The sequence below is a fragment of the Pseudoalteromonas sp. 3D05 genome (assembly GCF_002723455.1).
Classification (GTDB): domain Bacteria; phylum Pseudomonadota; class Gammaproteobacteria; order Enterobacterales; family Alteromonadaceae; genus Pseudoalteromonas.
Genome location: NZ_PDUS01000008.1, coordinates 93,186 through 112,667, shown reverse-complemented (window position 1 = coordinate 112,667; position 19,482 = coordinate 93,186). Strand labels below are relative to the sequence as shown.

Below are 19,482 nucleotides of genomic sequence, written 5' to 3'. Positions count from 1 at the left end.
CGTTATTAGGTAAAAAGGGGTAAATGTGAAAATACAACCAATGAGCTGTCGATTGGGATGCGGCGCATGCTGTATAGCACCCAGTATTAGTTCTCCAATCCCCGGTATGCCAAATGGTAAAAAAGCCGGTGAACGATGTATTCAATTAGATAACAATAACTTATGTAAGTTATTTGGTGATGCAAGCAGGCCAAAAGTGTGCAGTGATTTTACTGCTACCTTAGATGTGTGTGGGCAAACAAATGAACAAGCGTTAACTTTAATTACAGAATTAGAGCAAATGACGTGATTTTTTGAGCTGAAAAAATAAAAAAACCGCGTAATAAACGCGGTTTTTTTGACATATCTTTTTTTGCTCTTTACCAACTGTATGTTGCACTGAGAGTGTATTGTTCACCGCGACCCGGTGTACCGGGTATTTCTTCAAACGATTCGCCCCATAAGTTATCAGCAGCAAGCGTAATAAATAAATTATCAACCCCCGTAGGTGTTAGTTTTACGGTTAAGTGGGTAAATAGCGCCGAATCATCGCCACTGCGTAATGCATTTTCATGTTGCTTTCGCCATTCGTTATCAATGCGAAACTCTAACATATCTGTAGGCGTCCAAACTGCGCCAAGGGTAATGCGATGATCAGGAAAGTTAAGTGCGTAAAAGCTGGCATCAATATCTTGTGCGCTATAGGTTTCTGACTTGTGCAAGTAACTATAACTGCTGATAAGCTCGAGAGTATCAAAGTGTTTGGTTGCTAAGAACTCTACGCCTGAAGTGTCAATATCAACGGGGTTGGCAGCACGGGCAAATACGGAGTCAAAGCTGTAAGTCCAGTCAGTTAAGTTTTCATCTTGTCGATAAAACAGCGCTGAGTTTAGTTGCCAAGTTTGCTGTTCAAGTAACAAACCAAGTTCTAGATTCTGTGTGGTTTCGCGCTCAAGGTTGTAATTACTTCTGAATAACCCACCGGAATCACTACCGCCAATGGCTGTGTAGCCTGCAACTTGGCTTGCTTGTGCAAACGATAAATAAACAGTGCGCTCAGAGCCATCAGTATTAACGATGTTCCAATTTATATCGCCTAATAGGGAAAATTCTGAATCATCTCTATTGGTATCATCATAGGCTGCACCTAAACGAACTGTGAGTAATTGATTATTGGCAATATCTGTTTGATATTCAGGCAACACACTTAATTTATAATAATTACGCGAGGTAAAGTTATTTTCAAGCGTGGTGGATTCAATTGAATCTTCAATAAATTGAGCTGAGTAGTTTAAAGCAAATGATTGACTTTGGGCATGACGACCAGAGAAACCTATCGATTTAACAGTCGTTTCATGAAAGGCTTCAAAGGCGCTTGGATTCTCACGCGAATAGATATAATGATCGTTGTTTTTACGATAATAAGCTGATACCTCAAATGAGCTATATGCTGCATAGTTTTGTTGGTGATTAACTAAAAACAGCTCTGTATCCAAGTCTTCGGTTTCATTTACACCAAAAGGAGTATACATATTTGGCCAACCAAAAAACTTTTGTTGTGAACCATAAAAAATATCAGTTTGTGATTGTGGCCCACTTAATTGTACGCGCCCTGATGCACGGCTAAAGTCATGATCGCCATACTCTATGGTGCCGTCGCTTTGTGAGTGCGAATATTCACCTTGAAAGCCTAATTGCCAGTCTTTCAGCCCCTCAAGAGGCATAGCAACGGCCGCATTCACGCTTTGTAGATTAAAGTCGTTGCTACCAACCCCTAAAGAAGCACTGCCGCCGGCTTTGATTGGTGTCCACCCAAAAGCAACTGTTCCTACTGAGCTATTCATGCCATAAAAAGCATTATCAACGCCAGTAAATATTTTAGCACTGCTAAGCATTTGTGGCGCAATAGGAATTTCAGCAAAGTAATGCCCCGATTGAGGGTCGAATAAGGTTACGCTGCCAACACTAAAACCAGTGTTTTCAAAGATACCACCACGTATCGTGACATCGGCTTGTGCCTCGGCCATATTGCGTGATTGCAAGTCAACTCGAGGATCATACTCTAAGTTAGACACAGGGGCATCGAAAGTACCTACTGGTAGTTGGTTTGCCGTGGGGGATGCACTAACGGTAATTTTTTCTATTTCAGCTAATTCAGTTGCCTCATTAGCAAGGGTATAGCCTGATAGTGAAGTCATTATTGCTGGGATAATAAAGTGCGGGGCACGTTTCATTTTTAGTAATCTTCTTTATGTTTTAGTGCTAACAATTAAATGCGTATCACATTATGTGCGTGATAATATAAGCGTATTGCAAGGCGATTTTGCGCCGTATTGTACATTAATACACAAAAACTGCATGCGAAAATAGCTAATCCAGTGGGTGCATAAATTGTGTGTGTTTAAGAATTTAGGTTAATTTATCAATGAGCAAAGAAGATAAAGCGATAAGCTTGCAGCAAAGTACAGTTTATTTTGCTGGTGGCTGTTTATGGGGAGTGCAAGAGTTTATGAAGCATGTCCCAGGAGTTGTAAACACGCAAGCAGGGCGAGCAAACGGTAGCAGCAATACAACAGAGGGTGAATATGATGGGTATGCGGAATGCGTAAAAGTTATTTTTAACCCTGAAGCCATCGTGCTAGAGCAGTTGTTCGACTCCTTCTTTGAAATCATAGACCCCTACAGTGTCAACAAGCAGGGGGAAGATGAAGGAGAAAAATACCGAACGGCTATTTATAGCCAACAGCCTGAGCATTTAACAGCTGCTACCAATTACATAAACCAGCGTGACGATGCAAACAAAATTGTCGTGGAAATAAAGCCACTAATAAATTATGTAAAAAGTGATGAGGAACACCAAGACAGGTTGAGTCGTTTTCCAAATGATTACTGCCACATTCCGCGGGATTTACTGCATAAATATAAAACCAATTAGTTTCTTTACAAGCATAAAAAAGCTCACCAAAAGTGAGCTCTATATAGTCTTATTTATTTAGTTTTCCTGGTGGGAAGCCAGATAAAATAGTTGCTACGGCTTTGTTTACTGCTTCAGTGCGCTGTTCAGGTGACTGTTTTTTCTTTAATCGGCCTTCTCGGGCACCGCGCCAAACTAATTGGTTTGATTCGCGATCAATAACATCAAGAATAAGAGTACCTACTTCATACTCATGAGTGGTAGTTTGTGTGTTGTAGCCAAGGCCCCAATAATTCCAGCGAGCGCCATAACCAACATTAAATGTATCAGAGTCAATTTTGGTGTCTACAGATGCATGATAGTTAAGTAATACGTCAGCACTGCTTTCATCTACCAGTGACATACCTTGCGCTTGCAATTGTGTATTTACAGCTTCGCGAACGCGCTGTTCCATTAAAGGACTGATTTGATAATTGTCTGCATTAGCTAACGTCGCTTGTGGCATCCAAGCAAATGTTTTGTAGTTATTAAAATCAACTGACTTATCATAATCAATGTCAGGGGTTTTAGCGCATGCTGCCAACATTAATACAGCAGCTGCAATAAATAGGTTTCTCATGGGTTTGCTCCTTGGCAAATTTTATAGCTCTATTTGTTTGATAACATAACATAAAAATAATTCAACGAAATGTTATCTTTTTAGTCAATCTAGTTAAAATATATACAACCATAGAGCAAGATTAGTTATTACTAGCTGAATAACCGATTAACTGACTATAATCCAGTCTTTACTCATGTTCTACTTCAATCCAATCTTTTTCATCTACCCAGTTTTGAGCGCCATCTTTGACCGAGCGGATAGGCACAATGTAATCACAACTGACTTGTGGTTTAACTGAAGCAAAAATTGGCACAAAGCCAAAGCTTAAGGCTGTTTCGATAATCGCCTTTTGGTTTTGCGGATCGATATCGGCGGCCTCATCAATGTAAATTGGAATACGGTACAGGTTTTGTTCTTGATCACTCAATAAATAGCGAATAAACAACATGCCGCATAATAATTTAATAGTGATACGGGTGCCGTTTGAACCGGCTGAATCAATTTTATCAAAGTGTTCAGTCTCACCTGCGCGATTGACCACTTCAAAGCGAATATCAAATAAGTCGGTCAGCGTTAAGCCCGCTTTATCAGAGGCCAGTTGAATAAGGTGATCTTTGGCTTCATTCACTGCGCTTTCGCTGTAAGGCTCTTGGCTTAGTAAATCGAGGGTATCGCCTTGCTCAAATTGATTTGAGGTGCTGATGATAGTATCAATACTATCTACCAACATTTTGCGCGGTATCACGTTAATTTTAAATGCTTGTAAGTTTGAAATCCGATGCTGACTTATGCCTTTATTAAAGCTATTCATTTCACGGCGCAGGCGGTCTAAGTCTTCACGTAGGCCTTTTATTGTGGCAGCCACTTCGGTCAGTGCAACACGGGCATGGCGTTCAACGGCATCACGTTCGTTATCAATATTATGATATGCGCTGATCAGTTTTTGATATTTAGTAAACTCGTCATTTTCATTATCAAACTTTGTGATACCCGCATTATAAATATGTAAATAGGTATTACGTACGTTGATATCAAAATTGCGCAGCTCTTGGCAGTCTTTATTAAAGTGATGGACTAAATCGCTTAAGTTATCAAAGTCGATTTGAATATCAATCATGTAAGGGGTGACTTTACCGCTGTACAAATCAAGGGTGTGGTCGATTCGCTCAGATTTAACTTGGCGCAGACGATCGGCTTGGCGTGATATAAACTCCTTTTTAGACTTTATAATCGAACGTCTGTCCGCAATTGAGCCGCTATTTTTTTGAATATCTTGTAAGTAGTCATCAACCTGATCGCGCTCGGCTAATAACTGCTCTTTTAACATGGCTTGGGCATCGATAGATTGCAGCATGACATCAAATTGCTCAAAGCGTTTTAACGCGCTTTCACAGCTCATTAGCTCATCGTATAGGGCATCTTTTTCTTTTTGTTTATCAGCAACATTAGCAGCCACTTCACGCTGTTGTTTAAATTCTTTTAATGAATTTTCAAGCGCGCTTAATTGGGCTGTAAGTTGCTCTTTGTTTTCACCTGTTTGCATTTGTACAGGGGAGAGCTTTTTCAGTTTAATGGTCGCGCCGGGCAGGGTAAGTATGCCGCCTTTGACGTTATCAGATAACTGCGCTAGGAATTCGCCAAAGGCATCTTCGTCGCTAATATCAATATCGCCACTGCTGGTGGTTGCAAACGAGAGAATATCTGGGTTTAAAATACGTGAAATTTCTTCCACTTCTTTAAGTGATAAGTCCTCACGCATGCGAGTAAACAAATTAAATTCAAGGTTTTTAAGTTGTAGCTTTAAACTTTTAATTTGTTTTTGAGTTTCGCTGATACGGTAATCAAGGGTGTGTAAGCTTTGCCCCTGCGCACTATTAATGGAATGCGACAGTGACTCATAATCTTGTTTTAACTGACCAAGGTTCACTTTGAGCGTTGCCATATTAACCAGTTCAAACTCTGCTTTTAACGCATTAAAGTCTAAAAACCATTGTTCAATTTGGGTTTGCTTACGTTCTATATCTCTTGATTGCTGAACGTAGAGCTGTTGTTTTTGTTCAAACTCGTGTTTTTCGTGCTCAATGTCCTCAAGGGCGACATTGAGTTCGCTAAGTTGTGCCTCTTGATAAGTATCAAAATCAATTAATGCTTGGTCAATTTTAGGGGCGTAGGCGGCCAATTTGCCTTTGAGAACAGTTTGGTTTTCAAGCATTGATTCAAGCGCGCTGATTGGCTCTTGCATCGATTCAAGGGCTTTTAATTCACGTTTAGCTCGGTTTACCTTATCAAATGAACGGCGCCATACTTCATAAAAATCAACTTTCGAGTTCGACATATGGCGTTCAAACACGCGCAGCATAAAGCGTTTAACATCGGCAGCGCCAAGCTTGTGTAAGTTTAGAATACGGCGAAAAATCTCTTTATAAATCGCCGAGTCTTGCACATTGTTAAGCGGGATCATTTTTAAGTTAATGTCGCCATCAAACGGTGTTGCGCCGCCTGTAAGTAGGGCGTTTAGCTCTTGGGCTTTAAGCTCAATCGGGTTAAAGCCTTGCTCTTTTAGGTGATTAAACAGCTTGGTGAACTTAATAATGGTTTTGCCTTGAGTGTATTGCTCAAGGTTGAGCTTGCCTTGGTAACAAAAAAATTGATGCGCGTAACCGGCAATTTTACCAAGCCCCGCAACACCAATGACCACTGGGCCTTGTGGTAAGTTTGCTTCGAGTAAAATGTAAGATTGATCAGACGAAAAATAAAACTTTCGGGTTTCGTCTAAATCATGGCCGTCCCATTCTGTTAGGCGTAAATCGTTAATAAGTGGAAATTGTAGGGCGTTTATTACCGAACTTTTACCGGTGTTGTTAGGGGCACAAATAGAGCTACTTTTATCCAGCGGGATAACACACTTGGCATAACCTGCGGTGTTTAATAATGCCAGTTTACTGAGGCCGTATAGATTTTGCATTACTCGTCCTCTCCTAGGTAAGTTTCTTCATTTACTTCCATCAATGCATCGATATAACGATAAACAGGGGCTTGCAGCATAAAGCCACCTTCAACTTCACGAGCAAGGCCGAGTCGAACCATACGTAAGTACACATCTTTACGTAAATCTGAGCCTGAAAAAATCTCTAACTGATCAAATAAATGTTTGTTCATTTGCACCAAAGTTTGCATTAATTCTAAATCGTTTACTTCATCAAACAGTGCACGCATCGGATCTTTACCGGTATTAGCGTAGTGTTCAATTAAAATATACACGGTGAGTGCGATTGCACGAGAGATTTTGCCCATGTTGGGTGTGCTCTCGTCACTAGCAAAATAATAAAAGCCGCGGCTATCGTGCTGTAAGTCATGACCAAGTGAGCTAAATAGCGCACTGTATTGCTCAATGTGTTGATCAAGCTCTTGCCACATCAAGGTGTCTTGTTCACTAATGTGATAACCCGTTACCAGTTTTTTATTGATGGCTTGTAGGTGGGTTAATTCATGTAAATTAATTTGGCTCATAATAGTTACTCATTCCCTGTTTGATTTTGTTCTGTGTCAACAGGCTTGGTATTAAATGGAAAGAGCGAAAAGTGCTGTCCGGCGATTTTGACCCGCATTTTTGCATCGCTTTGGCTGATTTCAATATCAGTATCGCTAACGAGTTTTTGATATAAAAATAGCATTTCGTCGGCTTCAAGTTCAGGGTAGCTTTCCCCCAGGAAAGTTAATAAAGGCTCTGGCTTTTTACGTTTAGCATTCAAACGCTTTTTAAAGCTGGTTTTAACATTGTTATAATCAGGAATATTCGGCGTTACGTATGCAGGCACATCTTGCTGGTCGGGCAATTCATATTCACTGTGCTCAAATTCAACCAAGCCTGCCATGTAAGCGACCATATGGCGTTGCTGACCCAATGAAAAACGTTGTGCGTCAGACACAAAGTGTGGTTGCACACTGCTTAGCATGTTATCCACGCCATTTTTACGAATTAAACCAAGTACCTTCGCCGCTTGGCGGGTGATCATATTATTACGGCGTAATTCTTCACGCAGGGGCATCAGCATATCAGCACTTTTGCGCAAGCTCTCGCGCCCAAGCAAGTGCATCTCTAAAATACGTGTACGTAATTGCTCTAGCATGCGTTTATCTTGATACGCTTTGCCTGAGCGCTCGATATGCGCTATTTGGGTACTTATTTGTTCTTCAATGTTACTAAAGCAAGCATGAAAATCGCCGCGGATGTCTACCATTTCAAGCATGGGCTCAATGTATTCATCAAAGGCTTCAATCACGGCTTTGTAGCGCTTTTGCAGCGATTGCACTGCATTGTTAGCTTTTGCTTGCTCAACAATATTTAAAATAGCATTTTCATTATGGGTAAACAGCTTCATTATTTTACGCACCCGATCATCCATAATACGGCTAAAGCGGCGTAGTTCATCGTAGTCTTCAATTTCACCCGCATTAGCAAGGCGGTTACCTAATCGGGCTAAATCGTCAACCAACACGCTAATTTCTTGTGCCAGTCCTAAATGCTCTTCTTGCAATAAAAAAGTGGCAAAATCGGCAATAGCACGGTTTATTTCCAACTGAGACGATTTCGCTAAAGGAATAATAATATCTTGATTTAAAAGTCGGTTGGTTTCTTTATAAATGCGCTCATTTGACCAAGTAGGTTGTTTTTGTTTGATCGCATTTTGTACGTCTTTTAAGCTAAAATCAGCCATCTTAAAACGTTTAAATAATAGTTCTAACATTCCCCAGTGTTCGGTAAGGGTATTTAGCAACTTTTTAGCTGGGATCATAACGCTCCAGTAAATCTAATATAGGCAGTTTCAGCGATTAGTTAAAAATAGGTAAATGGCAATAGTTTTACAAAGCCTTTGGTGCTAGACTGCGCGCCGTGTCACACAGGTGACATAAGAATGCAATTTTTACATTTTTCTAAAGGTTGTTCAAACACCATGGTAACGTCAATTATCCTAACCCTGATAGCGGTCGCATTTGTGCTCATCGTTATAGAGGATATTATCCATGTAAACAAGGCCAAAACTACGCTTTTCTTTGGTACTTTATGCTGGATTATCTTATTTATCTCGCCGCTTAACGGGCAAAGCCCCGAAAATATACAACATCAACTTGATCACAATATTTTAGAGATTGCCACACTCTGGTTGTTTTTAATGGCTGCAATGACTTTTGTTGCCTATTTGAACTCCAAAGGTTTTATCCAAAATATTGTGCACAGAGTAATGCCAAGCGCCATAAGCGAACGAAGGCTGATGTTTTTAATAGGTGGGTTTTCTTTCTTATTTTCGTCGATTTCAGACAATATTACCGCCACGCTAATTTCTCTTGCTGTGGTGATGTCGTTAAAACTCGATCCGAAAAAGCTTATTAAATACGCTACGTTAATTGTTTTTAGTGTGAACTCTGGTGGGGTGTCACTGATAACTGGCGATGTAACCACACTGATGATTTTCCTCGATGGCAAAGTCAGCATTGCAAACTTGCTATTACTTATTGTGCCAGCACTTACAAGTGTTGCACTGTTGGCAATTATGCTGTCGTTTGGCTTAAATGGTGCCGTTGAGTTTACCAAACAACAAGAGCGCCGAATTGAAAAAACCGATATCACCATCGCGGTTATTTTCTTATCAACCATTATGGCTACGTTAACACTTAGCGTACTTTACCAAGTACCACCGTTGTTAACCTTTTTGTTTGGCTTGTCACTGATGTTTTTAACCGCCCAGTTTTTAATGCGCAAAAAAGACGTAAACAAAAAAATTATCGATTACATTCGTGAAATAGAATACGACACCTTACTATTTTTTGTTGGTGTGCTGTTACTCGTTGGCGCATTAAAAGAAGTGGGCATGCTTAGTAAGTTCACACACCTATATGAGCTAATGCCAGCGCAATATGCAAATTATCTAATGGGTATTTTGTCAGCCGCCGTTGATAATGTGCCACTGACAGCAGCACTACTTAAAGCCGATATTATGATGAGTCCGCAGCAATGGCTATCGTTTACTTATGCCACTGGCGTGGGTGGTTCTATGCTTATTATTGGCTCGGCCGCGGGTATTATCGCTATGAGTAAAGTGAAAGCACTGACCTTTATGAGTTATCTGCGTATGTCGGTTTATTTATTGATTGCTTATACGGTAGGTTATGTTGGCTCTTATGTTGCTGGCAGTTTTATTTAATGGAGTGAGATTTAATAAAACAACTTGACAGCTAGACGTCTAAACGATAACTTTCAAAGCCCACTTTACAGTGGGCTTTGTTATTTTGGCTGTTTTTTAAAGCGGTTAACCTAACATTCAGAAGAGGTGCGATATTTAGGTACTTAATGTGAAGCGACGTTTGCTTTTGATCATTAAGGAGGGAAATACTCGCCGAGAAGAACAACTGACGTCACAGTGGTTTTTCGGTTTATGGGGCTGAATCCTCAAAACTGTCACCAATTTAGGTGGAGAGCTTCTGGCAGTGGACTTTTCTTATCAAGCACCCCCTTGCCAAGTTCTTCTTGTATTATCGTGGTATGAATACCACAACAGGAGACGACATGAATACCCAAGTAGTTACAGATAACACGCAACAATTGAGCAATACAAAATCAGATTACGTTGTGGCTAAATTTGGCGGAACCAGCGTAGCTAATTTTGAAGCAATGAGCCGTTGTAGCGAGATTATCGTAGCTGATAACACAGTGCGCGTTGTGGCTGTAAGTGCCAGCGCAGGTGTAACAAACCACCTAGTTGCCTTATGCCAAAAAGACTTAACAGCGCAAGAGCGCTGCGAACATATTAACGGCGTGATTGCTATTCAAGACGCTATTTTGAATGAGTTATCACTTGATGCTGATTTAGCGCATGGCTTTGCTGAAACAATTAAAGCCTTTAAATCCCTTGCCAGTGAAGCCCTTAAATCTAAGCAACAACACGATGAATTATTAAGCTTTGGTGAGCGTTTATCGTCGTATTTATTTACGCAAGTACTGCGCCTAAATGGTTTAGACGCAGTGCGTTTTGATGTACGCCAAGTGTTAAAAACAGACAGTCAGTTTTCAAAAGCAACCCCTGATGTAACAGCCACTGCTATGGCCGCTAAAACGCACTTAATACCCTTACTTAAAGAACATGTTGTCGTTACCCAAGGCTTTATTGGCAGTGATGCCCACGGACAAACAACCACCCTGGGCCGAGGCGGCTCAGACTACAGTGCGGCGTTATTAGCAGAAGCCGTAAACGCAAAGAGTGTACACATTTGGACAGACGTTGTGGGTATATTTAGCACCGATCCGCGTTTGTGTGCCAAAGCCACGCCCATTGCCCGCCTAAGCTTTGATGAAGCGGCAGAAATGGCCACGTTTGGCGCAAAGGTATTACACCCTGCAACTATTTTACCAGCCAGTAGAAGCCACATAAGTGTGTTTGTTGGCTCAAGCCGTGAACCCGAGCGAGGTGGTACGTGGATCGAACGTGAAAAGTCACAAGTGCCGGGTATTCGTGCGGTTACGCAACGTAAAAACCAAATTTTGTTAACTTTAAAAAGCCCAGAAATGCTGTTAGCCAGTGGCTTTTTAGCCCGTGTATTTACTATATTAAGCGAGTTTAATATCTCGGTTGATTTGGTAACAACCTCTGAGATTAGTGTCGCAATTACCCTTGATAATGCGCCAAATGCCTCTCGTCCAGAGCTTGATCAAGAGTGCTTAGATAAACTCGCTGAATTTTGCCATGTGTCGGTTGAAAATAACCTAACGCTGGTGGCATTAATAGGCTCTGAAATTCAGCTGCGCCAGCAAGAAGTTATTTTAATGAATGTGCTTAGCGATTTTAACATTCGATTAATTTGCCATGGTGCAAGTAAACACAATTTATGCTTTTTAGTTGAACAAGCTGAATCAGATTTAGTCGTGCAAGCTATACATAGTCGTTTACTTGAGCTTGAACACGCCGCGTAACTGACGTAAATCATCAATGTAAAAGCACTGCCAGTCAGTGCTTTTTTTATTCACGATAGTTATATCAAAGCCTTCAAATACAGCGCTTTTGGCTTTTAAGTTAGCGGCTGTAAGCTCGGTGAAAACATGTGGACTGAGTAGCTGCGCAATAGGGCGGCTAGTTGCTTTGGCGAGTGCTTCTTTTAACGTCCAAATCCTAAAAAAACGCTGAGCGGCACATTGCTCATTTGCGGTGATTAAGTCGACTTCATGCGGGTGATAAAAATGCTTAGCCAATTTTTCAAACGGGCGTTTTAAGCTTATCTTCTCAATATCAAAACCAAATTCGACCTGCTCAATATTCAGCGCCGCACCAACAAAACCATTCGAATGAGATAAACAACTACTCAAAACGGTATTGGTATTTTTTATATGCAATAAAAGCTTGCTGCTTTGCTCGTCAAATTCAGAGCTAATATGATTAGCGGGAATATCGGCAAATTCTGTAAAACAGTGTCTAACTAAAAATTTAAGCAGTAAGCGCGTGGCGAGGTACTCTTGTTTTGCTTTACTGCTTTTTCTGCGTTCAATAACAGTTTGCTCAAACGGGCTTAGTAAATAAGGTAATGGGAAATCAGCAAGGTCAATAGATTCTGCGTTGAGTAGCAAAACACACTGCGTATTAATATCAGACACTCTTAATGGGTTTACAGTAAGGTGCTGCTCAAAGTATTGGTTAGGCATAAAGTCCAGGTGGCTAGCAATGAAAATATAAAAACTGGGTATAAAATGCGCATTTAGCGATGGTCTGTCCCAGCATTAGCAAATTTATTACTCAGTCGTGGTGAAATATGGTTTAATTCACCCTAATGAAAAATAATAACAGATAGTAGATGTATGGCACAATTGCGTGATGGTTTTCAAAGCCGCCTTGGCTTTGTTTTAGCGGCGTCTGGCGCTGCAGTTGGTTTAGGTAATATTTGGGGTTTTCCGACCCAAGCGGCTAATCACGGTGGTGGCGCGTTTTTACTGGTTTATTTTATTGTTATATTTTTACTGGCAGTGCCTGCTTTATATACCGAGCTTTATTTAGGGCACCAAGCGCAAGCTAATCCAGTTAAAGCACTTAAAAACGCATGGCAAGATCAAGCGCCAAAAGTAGGTGCGGCAGCGGGCTATTTAGGCCTAGCGGGCGCCATAGTTATGCTAAGCTTTTATTCGATAGTAGCAGGGTGGATGCTTGCCTATGCGCTTGAGCCTATTACTACCTTCTTCGGTTTTACCGATATAAGTAATTTTTTACAAACAGACTCTATGGCGCGTAACTTTGTATTTACGCCGCTAATGCTTATTTTAACTGCCAGCATTATTTTAAAAGGGGTTAAATCGGGGATTGAGACTTGGTCACGCCGTTTGATGCCAATGCTGTTAGTTTTGTTAGTCGGCTTAATTGCCTACATCGCCACCCTTGATGGTGCAAATGAAGGGTTTGCAGCCTATTTAGTGCCAAATTTTAGCCATATACTCGACCCAAACTTGATAATAGCCGCCATGGGGCAGGCATTCTTTTCATTGTCGCTTGGTGTAGGTTGCATGATGATATACGGCTCCTACTTACAGCCTGATGCTAATTTACCGCGTTTAACCGCGTCGGTGGCACTGCTTGATACAGGGGTGGCATTTTTAGCAGGGTTGTTAATTATTCCTGCCATTTATGTAGCGCAACACAACGGTGTACAAGTATTTAGTGACGGTAAACTCATTGGTGAAGGCCAGCTTATTTTTGCAATTTTACCAGAGCTTTTTAATACCATGGGTGAAATTGGCTTAGTGGTAGGGTTATTGTTTTTTGTGTTAATGTCTATAGCGTCATTAACCTCAACTATTTCATCCACCGAAATTCCGGTGGCTTTTTTAGTTGAAAATCACCAAGTAGAGCGTAAATCAGCGACCTTTATTGTGAGCCTGACCGTGCTTGCAGCCTCTTCATTAATTATCTTTAATTTTGATTGGCTATTTGGTTTGGTGATTATGGTGTTAACGCAATACCAACTGCCATTAATGGGCTTGTTTTATTTTGTTACAGTAGGCTGGTTGTGGCGCCGTGGTAACCAACTGCATCAAGCAAGCAGTGGTTTTAAGTTTTGGTTTGCCCAGTATATCCGTTTTGTGTGCCCAATTTTAATGACCGCTGTGTTTGCTAATGTAGCGTTTGGGCAATAGTTTAGCCGTCAGTTTTAGCGGTATTACATCCAAGGAGGGATTATGAACAGAGAAGTTAAAATACCGACTTTGCCTGACTCGGTAGCAACAGCAAAAATTACTAATCTCTATGTTAATGAAGGTCAAGTAGTCTATGCAGACTATGTACTGTTTGATGTTGAAACAGATAAAGTCGTGTTAGAAGTGATGGCAGATTGTAATGGCATTATTGAAAATATAACGATTGCCAATGGTGACCATGTTGGTGCAGACCACGTTGTGATGACTGTTAAACAGCTTACTGACAGTGAACTGCCAGCACGACCCCAAGCTCAAAGCGCCAATAACAGCACAAGCGACTTGGCAGAACAAACAACGGTTAATCCTCCATTGTTTTCTAAATTTAATGTAAGTTTGATAATTGCGCTAGCAGTAGGGGCTTTAGCTATCCTATTTGTGGTGGGTAATTAGCTACTATGGCTAATTATGTGAACCACCCACTCTATGGCAACGAGCCAATTCCCTCTGGTAATAGCTACACAAAGCAAGAAATCGATAATGCGCATTGGCGATACGAAAGTGTGCGTTACTATCCAGAAACAGCAATCCCCGCAGCAACAGAAAAACAAAGTTACTGTGTATACCCAAGACAACTCTACGTTGATATAGCAGAGCAATGTGTCGATTGTCACAGGCCATTTATATTTTTTGCCAAAGAGCAGCAATATTGGTTTGAACAATTAAAATTTTGGATTGATGCACATGAGATAAAGTGCTTTGAATGCCGAAAGAAAACCCGTGCAATAAACCGACTGCAAATTAGCTATGCAAACTTAATCATTAAAGAGCATAGAACACCAGAGGAAACCCAATTACTCAAGTCTACAGCACAGCAACTGTTTGATTTAGGTGTGATCAACAAGGTAAATAAACTAAACGCTATTCGTAAAATGTAAGTATCAGTGTTTAAAGGGCTTATATCTATGTGCTTGTTTTTTAGGACTTAACCAAGCCTAGCTCTCTGAAGCCTGCCAATTTCAGGCGTTGAAGAGTTTTAATGTCTGAAGTCAAGCTTTGATCCTATTGCCTTCCACAAGAGTGCAAGCAGCTGGAGTGCTTCATTCATAGTGGTTTCCTTTTCAGGGGTTGAGGTTTTTAAAACGGCCATCGGGGCCATAATGAAATACGGGGCTGATAAAACGGTATTCATCATCACGCAAAAATTGGGCAGCTTTTTTTGTCCATTGCACGTTGAGTGTAAACAAGCCTTCGCCTGGTATGTACTCTAAATCGCTGAGGTTAAACCACCCTGCGGCGGGAGCTTCCTTGCCGTTTTCTTCCGCATGAAGAGTTTGATGTTCGTAGTCAAAGTGGTAATCGTTTTGCCGTGTGTTGGTATCTGCTTTAAGAGTATTAAATGCAGTTTCATCCATTAGCCAGGCATTCTGCTCGGTGTCGCTTGGGCGGCCATCGCCTGCGCTAAAGTAACCATCTGGTGCAAGTTGCACGCGCGGACTCGTGCCATCAGCGGTTACATCGGCATTAAAACGACATACCGCAAGGCCCATGTTTGCAGGTTTACTTACCGTTAGCACAGCAAGTGAAATGCCTTCCAGTGGCAAACTGCTACTGGTTGTATTTGGTAAGTCTATGTTGTGAGTGTTTAACGGCATGTAACTGGCTACAAGTAAATTAACTTGTAGCCAGTATTAGGGATTTCTTTAGAGGTAGATTTTAAACTGAATTAAAAATTATGTGATTGATATTTCAAAACTATTCGCATGAACACTTTTCATATTTATGTGTATATTCCAGCCATCAGGTTCATATTTCTCAACGAGAAGTTCCGCAACTCTTTTAGTTACGCCGTATGCACAATCGAATCTATATTCTGACATATACGCACCATTTTTTTTGAGGTGAGGTGAAATGGTTTCGATTATTTCATTAAATTCTTGCTGTATTTGCTCATCGTGTGCTTCTAAAAATTCAGATTTAGTAGTCATTTTATATTCCTTGTGTTTTTACATTATCATCCAAATGATACTACTCTACTTATTTGTTATTAGCATACTAGCAGGTAGTTTTTGAGACTGCATTTATAATTATTATTCAAACTTAAACGCTATAAACTCATTCGCTTTTTCATATAAGCCTATGTAAGGTTTGTTGTTTTTTGAGCTATTGTAATAACCATAAACTAAAAAGTTTGCGCCATGTAATAGTGGATAGGTATCTCCATCTTCTTCAAGTTGAGGGTGACGAGACTTCAAACTTTCCAAGACGATTTTAGGTATCATGATGGATAGCTCATTTTTGTTATCTCCAATGTTTAACCATATCGCACCGTCATGCATTACTTTTGTTGATTCGATCATGCCGTAAAAAAACGCTGGTATTGGTTTTGGAGTGAGATACTTCACGACTCTTTTTGCATGATAGAACGCTTTGTTTATAGGTTTCACGTATCCCATAACTTTTATTTTGTCATTACTCTTAACGAAGTCATCACTTTCACATAAGGTTCTAAGTATTGTACTTAGCCTTCTTGACCATTCACTTTTACCTATTTGATTAGCTTCGCCAAATTTACGATATGTACCTGGCTTTTTTCTGTAAAGTTTTTCAACATCTTTAGTGGGTTTAGCTGGTTTTACAACTTGTTCAGGAGCTCCAAAATTAAAATCAACAACAAAGACGTTATCATCATTTTTTAATTCATTAACTGATTTATATGCATTTGGATCAATATGAATTGTATCGGCACTCTTTCGATCACAATCTTTACCATCCACCTGCTTGTGAACACTTTTAAAATGTGGAGATCTTCCGTCTTTACCTCTTGATACAAAAGCTGCTTGAGAAAAGCAACCAGGACAAAAAATATGATGTCTTACTTTTTGAAATTGGATTTCAGGTAACTCTTCTAGTCGAGTCGCTCGATAATAGTTTTCACTCGGCTCAACTTCAGGTGTATTATCTTCTGAGTAAATTACAACTTCCATTTTTTATCCTTTATTTCTAAATTTAGAACTGCTTTCTTTGGCTAAGTTTGCGTAGCATTCTAATTTGTCATCTTGATTTTCACGGATTATCATTTTAATTAAATCATCTAAAGTATCATCTTTTGACAAAGTATGAATTTCAGATAACGAAGCAACTAACCGTTTATATCTACCGCCTCCAAGAAAACAACCATTTATGTTCATAAGATCGAATATAAGCATAATAAACTCATGTAAATAGGTTGTTTTTAAAGATTTAACACTACATTCAGCCATTAAAATTTTTATTACTTCTGCATAATGTAAAGCGCAGGTTTCTACTGTGTGTGTTCTTAGTTTTATTTCGTGAGGGGGTGATCTGTTCATGAAGTAAAATACTTCAATAGATACTAATAGAGAAAATGTACGGGAATCTCGAACAGATAACGGCTGTTTATGAAGTAACCCACTTAACTTGCTGTTCTGACGTTCGACTAAGCCACAAATAACCTTATTATTCTCTTGTGCTAAAAGGTGATCTAGTTGTTTCTTTGCTATTTCAGATTGCTCAGCAGCATGACTTTCTGTTTTACTAAGAGCTACAGAAGATTTAGCTAACTCTTCACGTGTTAATCTTAGCTCTTTTCGTTGGTAAAAAAGGGAGATCAACAAAAGTAAAATTGTTACAAAAGAGAATATTGGATTCAATATTCCACCAAAATAATCACCGAGGGCACCAAGACTACCTCTAATCTGGCTCTCATCTGGCGTAAAATCCTGTTGTGGAATTATTGAATCAAATGTACCTGTATAAGCAGTAGTAAATAACCACAGGATTGAGCACACTATTAATATGCAAGTTGCAATCAGCAATATCGGAAAATATTTACTTATACCTGAAAGATATTTATTTTCCCTATTTTCCTTTTTATCTGTCATTAAAAATCCTTTATCTATAAATTACCTACATACAGAGTGGAGAAACATATTAGAAACGTTTCTAACCCCATTTCTAGCTTATTTAATACCACACTTGCAACATTCACGCGACTAAAACACCGCATGCGCTCTTAGGGGCGTTGTGGCGTTTTTAGCTTTCTAATAAAAAGTCACCCAATATCACCAGTAACTTGGTTTCGTTATCGCGGCTCATGCCTAAATATTCACGTTGGGGTATCGCAGCGGGGCCGGGTGCCATTTCAGGTAAGCCGCCAAAGTTATGAATAGCGGCATAGGGTTTGTTACTGCCAATCTGCGCCCAAAAGTCGCCGCTGTCTGCTGTAATTGAGGCCGCGAGTCTGCCAGCTGTGGCTTGCAGTATTTGCTCTCCAACACGGCTTGGCCTGTTCTTTAAATAATTATCGCTAAGTGCTGGCCATGGCGAGCCATCAACCGGGCTTTGCTGATCTGCTAGGGCATCTTCGCTGGCACCTTCCATCACAGCGGCAATGGCATTCATGGGTTCGCTGAGGGTAATTACACGCCCAGCCTCAATACCTTTATCAATCAGCTGTTGGTTTATATCGTCTGCTAAAAAGCTTACTACGGTTTTATGTTGTGGCCGTGGGCCATTGGCTTTTAAGCCAGCGGCGTTGTTTGCTTGCTGAGCTAATTGGTAACGCTCAACACGGGCAAGGCTCTCTTTTGTCCATAGCTCAAACGCGGCCTCGCGCGCGGGGCTATTATTAAGGGCTTGGATGGTTTCGGCTCTTAATTGTGGGTCTTGCACTTTACCAAGCTTTTGCGCTTGGTGTTAACACCCATAATTTAATAAGCCTTAACTTGAACTGTCAGATTTGATTCACAGGGTTCAATCAAGTCTGACAGTCTAAGATGTGGCATTTCCGTAAACTGGTACGAACGTCCGTCGCCGCAGGCGCGTAGTTAATTGCTTTGTTATACATTTTCAATAATCTCAACAGATTTAATCCTATCAGGAGACACGATAATATTTTCTGAATCGAAAAATGTATTCGCGGATGAAGCTGCTTCGAAATGCGTTTCTCCATCTTCAACCAGCTTTAAGTAAAGCAGTGCTTTAGGTACTTCATACCCTTTAGATTCAGATGTGAAAGAGACTAGGCAAGGAACGCTTATCCCTTTAAAACTGTTCACTAATTGTGAATAGTTCTCACCAAGCAATGTTCCGGCAATATCCTCTACTATTTCAGGAGAATCTAGATAATTATGGTTTGGTGAGGGGGCATGAATAGCAATATCTCGAATTAGAAATGCAAATGGGCCTTCATCATGATCCCCTTGCTTTCCAGAAATAGAGATTGAGAATGGATTGGAGCCAAAGTTCTTCATGCCTTCTGATAATTCTTTGAGCCGTGGCTCTATAAATTTTCTTGCCTCACTTTTAGTAAGGATGCCAAGCTTATTAAACAGGCTCTCATCTTCGGTTCGCGTTCCGTGAAACCAGACAACGCTTATATTATCTTTTGGATGCCCGAGAATATCACAAGCTGCATCATATAAGACATCTTCAGCGCACTTATAGCTGCTTTCGTATGGATTTATAGATTGCAAAGCTGAGGCTAACTTGTCTTCAGTGGTACTAAAAATATCTAGAACAGACTTTTTGGTGGATTCATAATTTGAACAATCTAAAATCACGTACGGTACATCCCAATTATTTACGTATAACGAGCCTGTAGATTAACTCGTTTTAAATTTATTTTTATTGATGAATCAACCATAGCCGAGTTCCTATTTTGATTCAATTAGTTGTTTCAATTTTACGTGAGATATAAGAAGAGGGTTTGCTGCTTTAATTGGCGTTTTGGAAGGTACCAAGGGTGGTTGATTTTTTTGCTTTGGTTTTTTAAACTTTGACCTAGCACCTAGCACCTAG

19 protein-coding genes and 1 riboswitch are annotated in these 19,482 nt (G+C 40.3%); of the genes, 7 read left to right on the top strand and 12 right to left on the bottom strand.

What is annotated here, in order from left to right:
* Positions 1-40 precede the first annotated feature (40 nt).
* Entirely contained in the window at positions 41-289 is a 249-nt protein-coding gene (locus CSC79_RS10345; protein ID WP_180270416.1) for a YkgJ family cysteine cluster protein, read from the top strand.
* A gap of 70 nt (positions 290-359) precedes the next feature.
* Here CSC79_RS10345 and CSC79_RS10340 read toward each other — a convergent pair whose 3' ends face one another.
* Positions 360-2,213 carry a TonB-dependent receptor gene (locus tag CSC79_RS10340; protein ID WP_099295730.1) on the bottom strand — a complete coding sequence of 618 codons (1,854 nt, stop codon included), beginning with the start codon at positions 2,211-2,213 and terminating at the stop codon, positions 360-362.
* A gap of 191 nt (positions 2,214-2,404) precedes the next feature.
* Between CSC79_RS10340 and CSC79_RS10335 the strand changes: the two genes are divergently transcribed.
* Complete coding sequence (locus CSC79_RS10335) at positions 2,405-2,914, top strand: peptide-methionine (S)-S-oxide reductase (RefSeq protein ID WP_099295729.1); 510 nt, start codon at positions 2,405-2,407, stop codon at positions 2,912-2,914.
* A 49-nt stretch (positions 2,915-2,963) separates the two neighbouring features.
* On the opposite strand, the gene CSC79_RS10330 is transcribed toward CSC79_RS10335, so the two are convergent.
* The 4 genes from CSC79_RS10330 to CSC79_RS10315 form a co-directional block, all read right to left on the bottom strand.
* Positions 2,964-3,512, bottom strand: coding sequence for a DUF4136 domain-containing protein (locus tag CSC79_RS10330; protein ID WP_099295728.1), 549 nt, complete (start codon positions 3,510-3,512; stop codon positions 2,964-2,966).
* A gap of 169 nt (positions 3,513-3,681) precedes the next feature.
* A complete protein-coding gene (locus CSC79_RS10325; protein WP_099295727.1) occupies positions 3,682-6,459 on the bottom strand; it encodes an ATPase in 2,778 nt (925 codons plus the stop codon).
* A complete protein-coding gene (locus CSC79_RS10320) occupies positions 6,459-7,004 on the bottom strand; it encodes a hypothetical protein (protein ID WP_099295726.1) in 546 nt (181 codons plus the stop codon). Before CSC79_RS10320 ends, CSC79_RS10325 begins: the two co-directional genes overlap by 1 nt.
* Positions 7,005-7,009: 5 nt before the next feature.
* The gene (locus tag CSC79_RS10315; RefSeq protein ID WP_099295725.1) at positions 7,010-8,290 is read right to left on the bottom strand and encodes a hypothetical protein; all 1,281 of its coding nucleotides are present in this window, start codon (positions 8,288-8,290) and stop codon (positions 7,010-7,012) included.
* 159 nt (positions 8,291-8,449) lie between these two features.
* Here CSC79_RS10315 and nhaD point away from each other — a divergent pair, with 159 nt between their 5' ends.
* Both nhaD and lysC read left to right on the top strand, forming a co-directional pair.
* A complete protein-coding gene (gene nhaD / locus CSC79_RS10310) occupies positions 8,450-9,697 on the top strand; it encodes a sodium:proton antiporter NhaD (protein WP_099295789.1) in 1,248 nt (415 codons plus the stop codon).
* Positions 9,698-9,810: 113 nt separating this feature from the next.
* Positions 9,811-9,982, top strand: a riboswitch (Lysine riboswitch).
* 77 nt (positions 9,983-10,059) lie between these two features.
* Complete coding sequence (gene lysC, locus CSC79_RS10305; protein ID WP_099295724.1) at positions 10,060-11,460, top strand: lysine-sensitive aspartokinase 3; 1,401 nt, start codon at positions 10,060-10,062, stop codon at positions 11,458-11,460.
* Here the strand turns inward: lysC and CSC79_RS10300 are convergent.
* Positions 11,434-12,183 carry a 4'-phosphopantetheinyl transferase superfamily protein gene (locus CSC79_RS10300; protein WP_099295723.1) on the bottom strand — a complete coding sequence of 250 codons (750 nt, stop codon included), beginning with the start codon at positions 12,181-12,183 and terminating at the stop codon, positions 11,434-11,436. The two genes, lysC and CSC79_RS10300, sit on opposite strands and share 27 nt — an antisense overlap.
* Positions 12,184-12,336: 153 nt before the next feature.
* On the opposite strand from CSC79_RS10300, the gene CSC79_RS10295 reads away from it, so the two are divergent.
* The 3 genes from CSC79_RS10295 to CSC79_RS10285 are packed head-to-tail and all read left to right on the top strand — an operon-like array spanning position 12,337 to position 14,597.
* Positions 12,337-13,662: a sodium-dependent transporter gene (locus CSC79_RS10295; RefSeq protein ID WP_099295722.1), complete on the top strand. Its 1,326-nt coding sequence runs from the start codon at positions 12,337-12,339 to the stop codon at positions 13,660-13,662.
* A gap of 42 nt (positions 13,663-13,704) precedes the next feature.
* Positions 13,705-14,112 carry a biotin/lipoyl-containing protein gene (locus tag CSC79_RS10290; RefSeq protein ID WP_099295721.1) on the top strand — a complete coding sequence of 136 codons (408 nt, stop codon included), beginning with the start codon at positions 13,705-13,707 and terminating at the stop codon, positions 14,110-14,112.
* 5 nt (positions 14,113-14,117) lie between these two features.
* Entirely contained in the window at positions 14,118-14,597 is a 480-nt protein-coding gene (locus CSC79_RS10285; protein ID WP_099295720.1) for a zinc-ribbon domain containing protein, read from the top strand.
* Positions 14,598-14,780: 183 nt separating this feature from the next.
* Here CSC79_RS10285 and CSC79_RS10280 read toward each other — a convergent pair whose 3' ends face one another.
* The 6 genes from CSC79_RS10280 to CSC79_RS10255 form a co-directional block, all read right to left on the bottom strand.
* Complete coding sequence (locus CSC79_RS10280) at positions 14,781-15,314, bottom strand: phage protease (RefSeq protein ID WP_099295719.1); 534 nt, start codon at positions 15,312-15,314, stop codon at positions 14,781-14,783.
* A 78-nt stretch (positions 15,315-15,392) separates the two neighbouring features.
* The gene (locus CSC79_RS10275) at positions 15,393-15,647 is read right to left on the bottom strand and encodes a hypothetical protein (protein WP_099295718.1); all 255 of its coding nucleotides are present in this window, start codon (positions 15,645-15,647) and stop codon (positions 15,393-15,395) included.
* A 102-nt stretch (positions 15,648-15,749) separates the two neighbouring features.
* Positions 15,750-16,646, bottom strand: coding sequence for a hypothetical protein (locus CSC79_RS10270; protein WP_099295717.1), 897 nt, complete (start codon positions 16,644-16,646; stop codon positions 15,750-15,752).
* Between the two features lie 3 nt (positions 16,647-16,649).
* Positions 16,650-17,564: a hypothetical protein gene (locus CSC79_RS10265; RefSeq protein ID WP_099295716.1), complete on the bottom strand. Its 915-nt coding sequence runs from the start codon at positions 17,562-17,564 to the stop codon at positions 16,650-16,652.
* Between the two features lie 151 nt (positions 17,565-17,715).
* Positions 17,716-18,354, bottom strand: coding sequence for a phage virion morphogenesis protein (locus CSC79_RS10260; protein WP_343255898.1), 639 nt, complete (start codon positions 18,352-18,354; stop codon positions 17,716-17,718).
* A 167-nt stretch (positions 18,355-18,521) separates the two neighbouring features.
* On the bottom strand, positions 18,522-19,244 hold the full coding sequence (locus tag CSC79_RS10255) for a hypothetical protein (protein ID WP_099295715.1): 723 nt from the start codon (positions 19,242-19,244) through the stop codon (positions 18,522-18,524).
* Positions 19,245-19,482 lie beyond the last annotated feature (238 nt).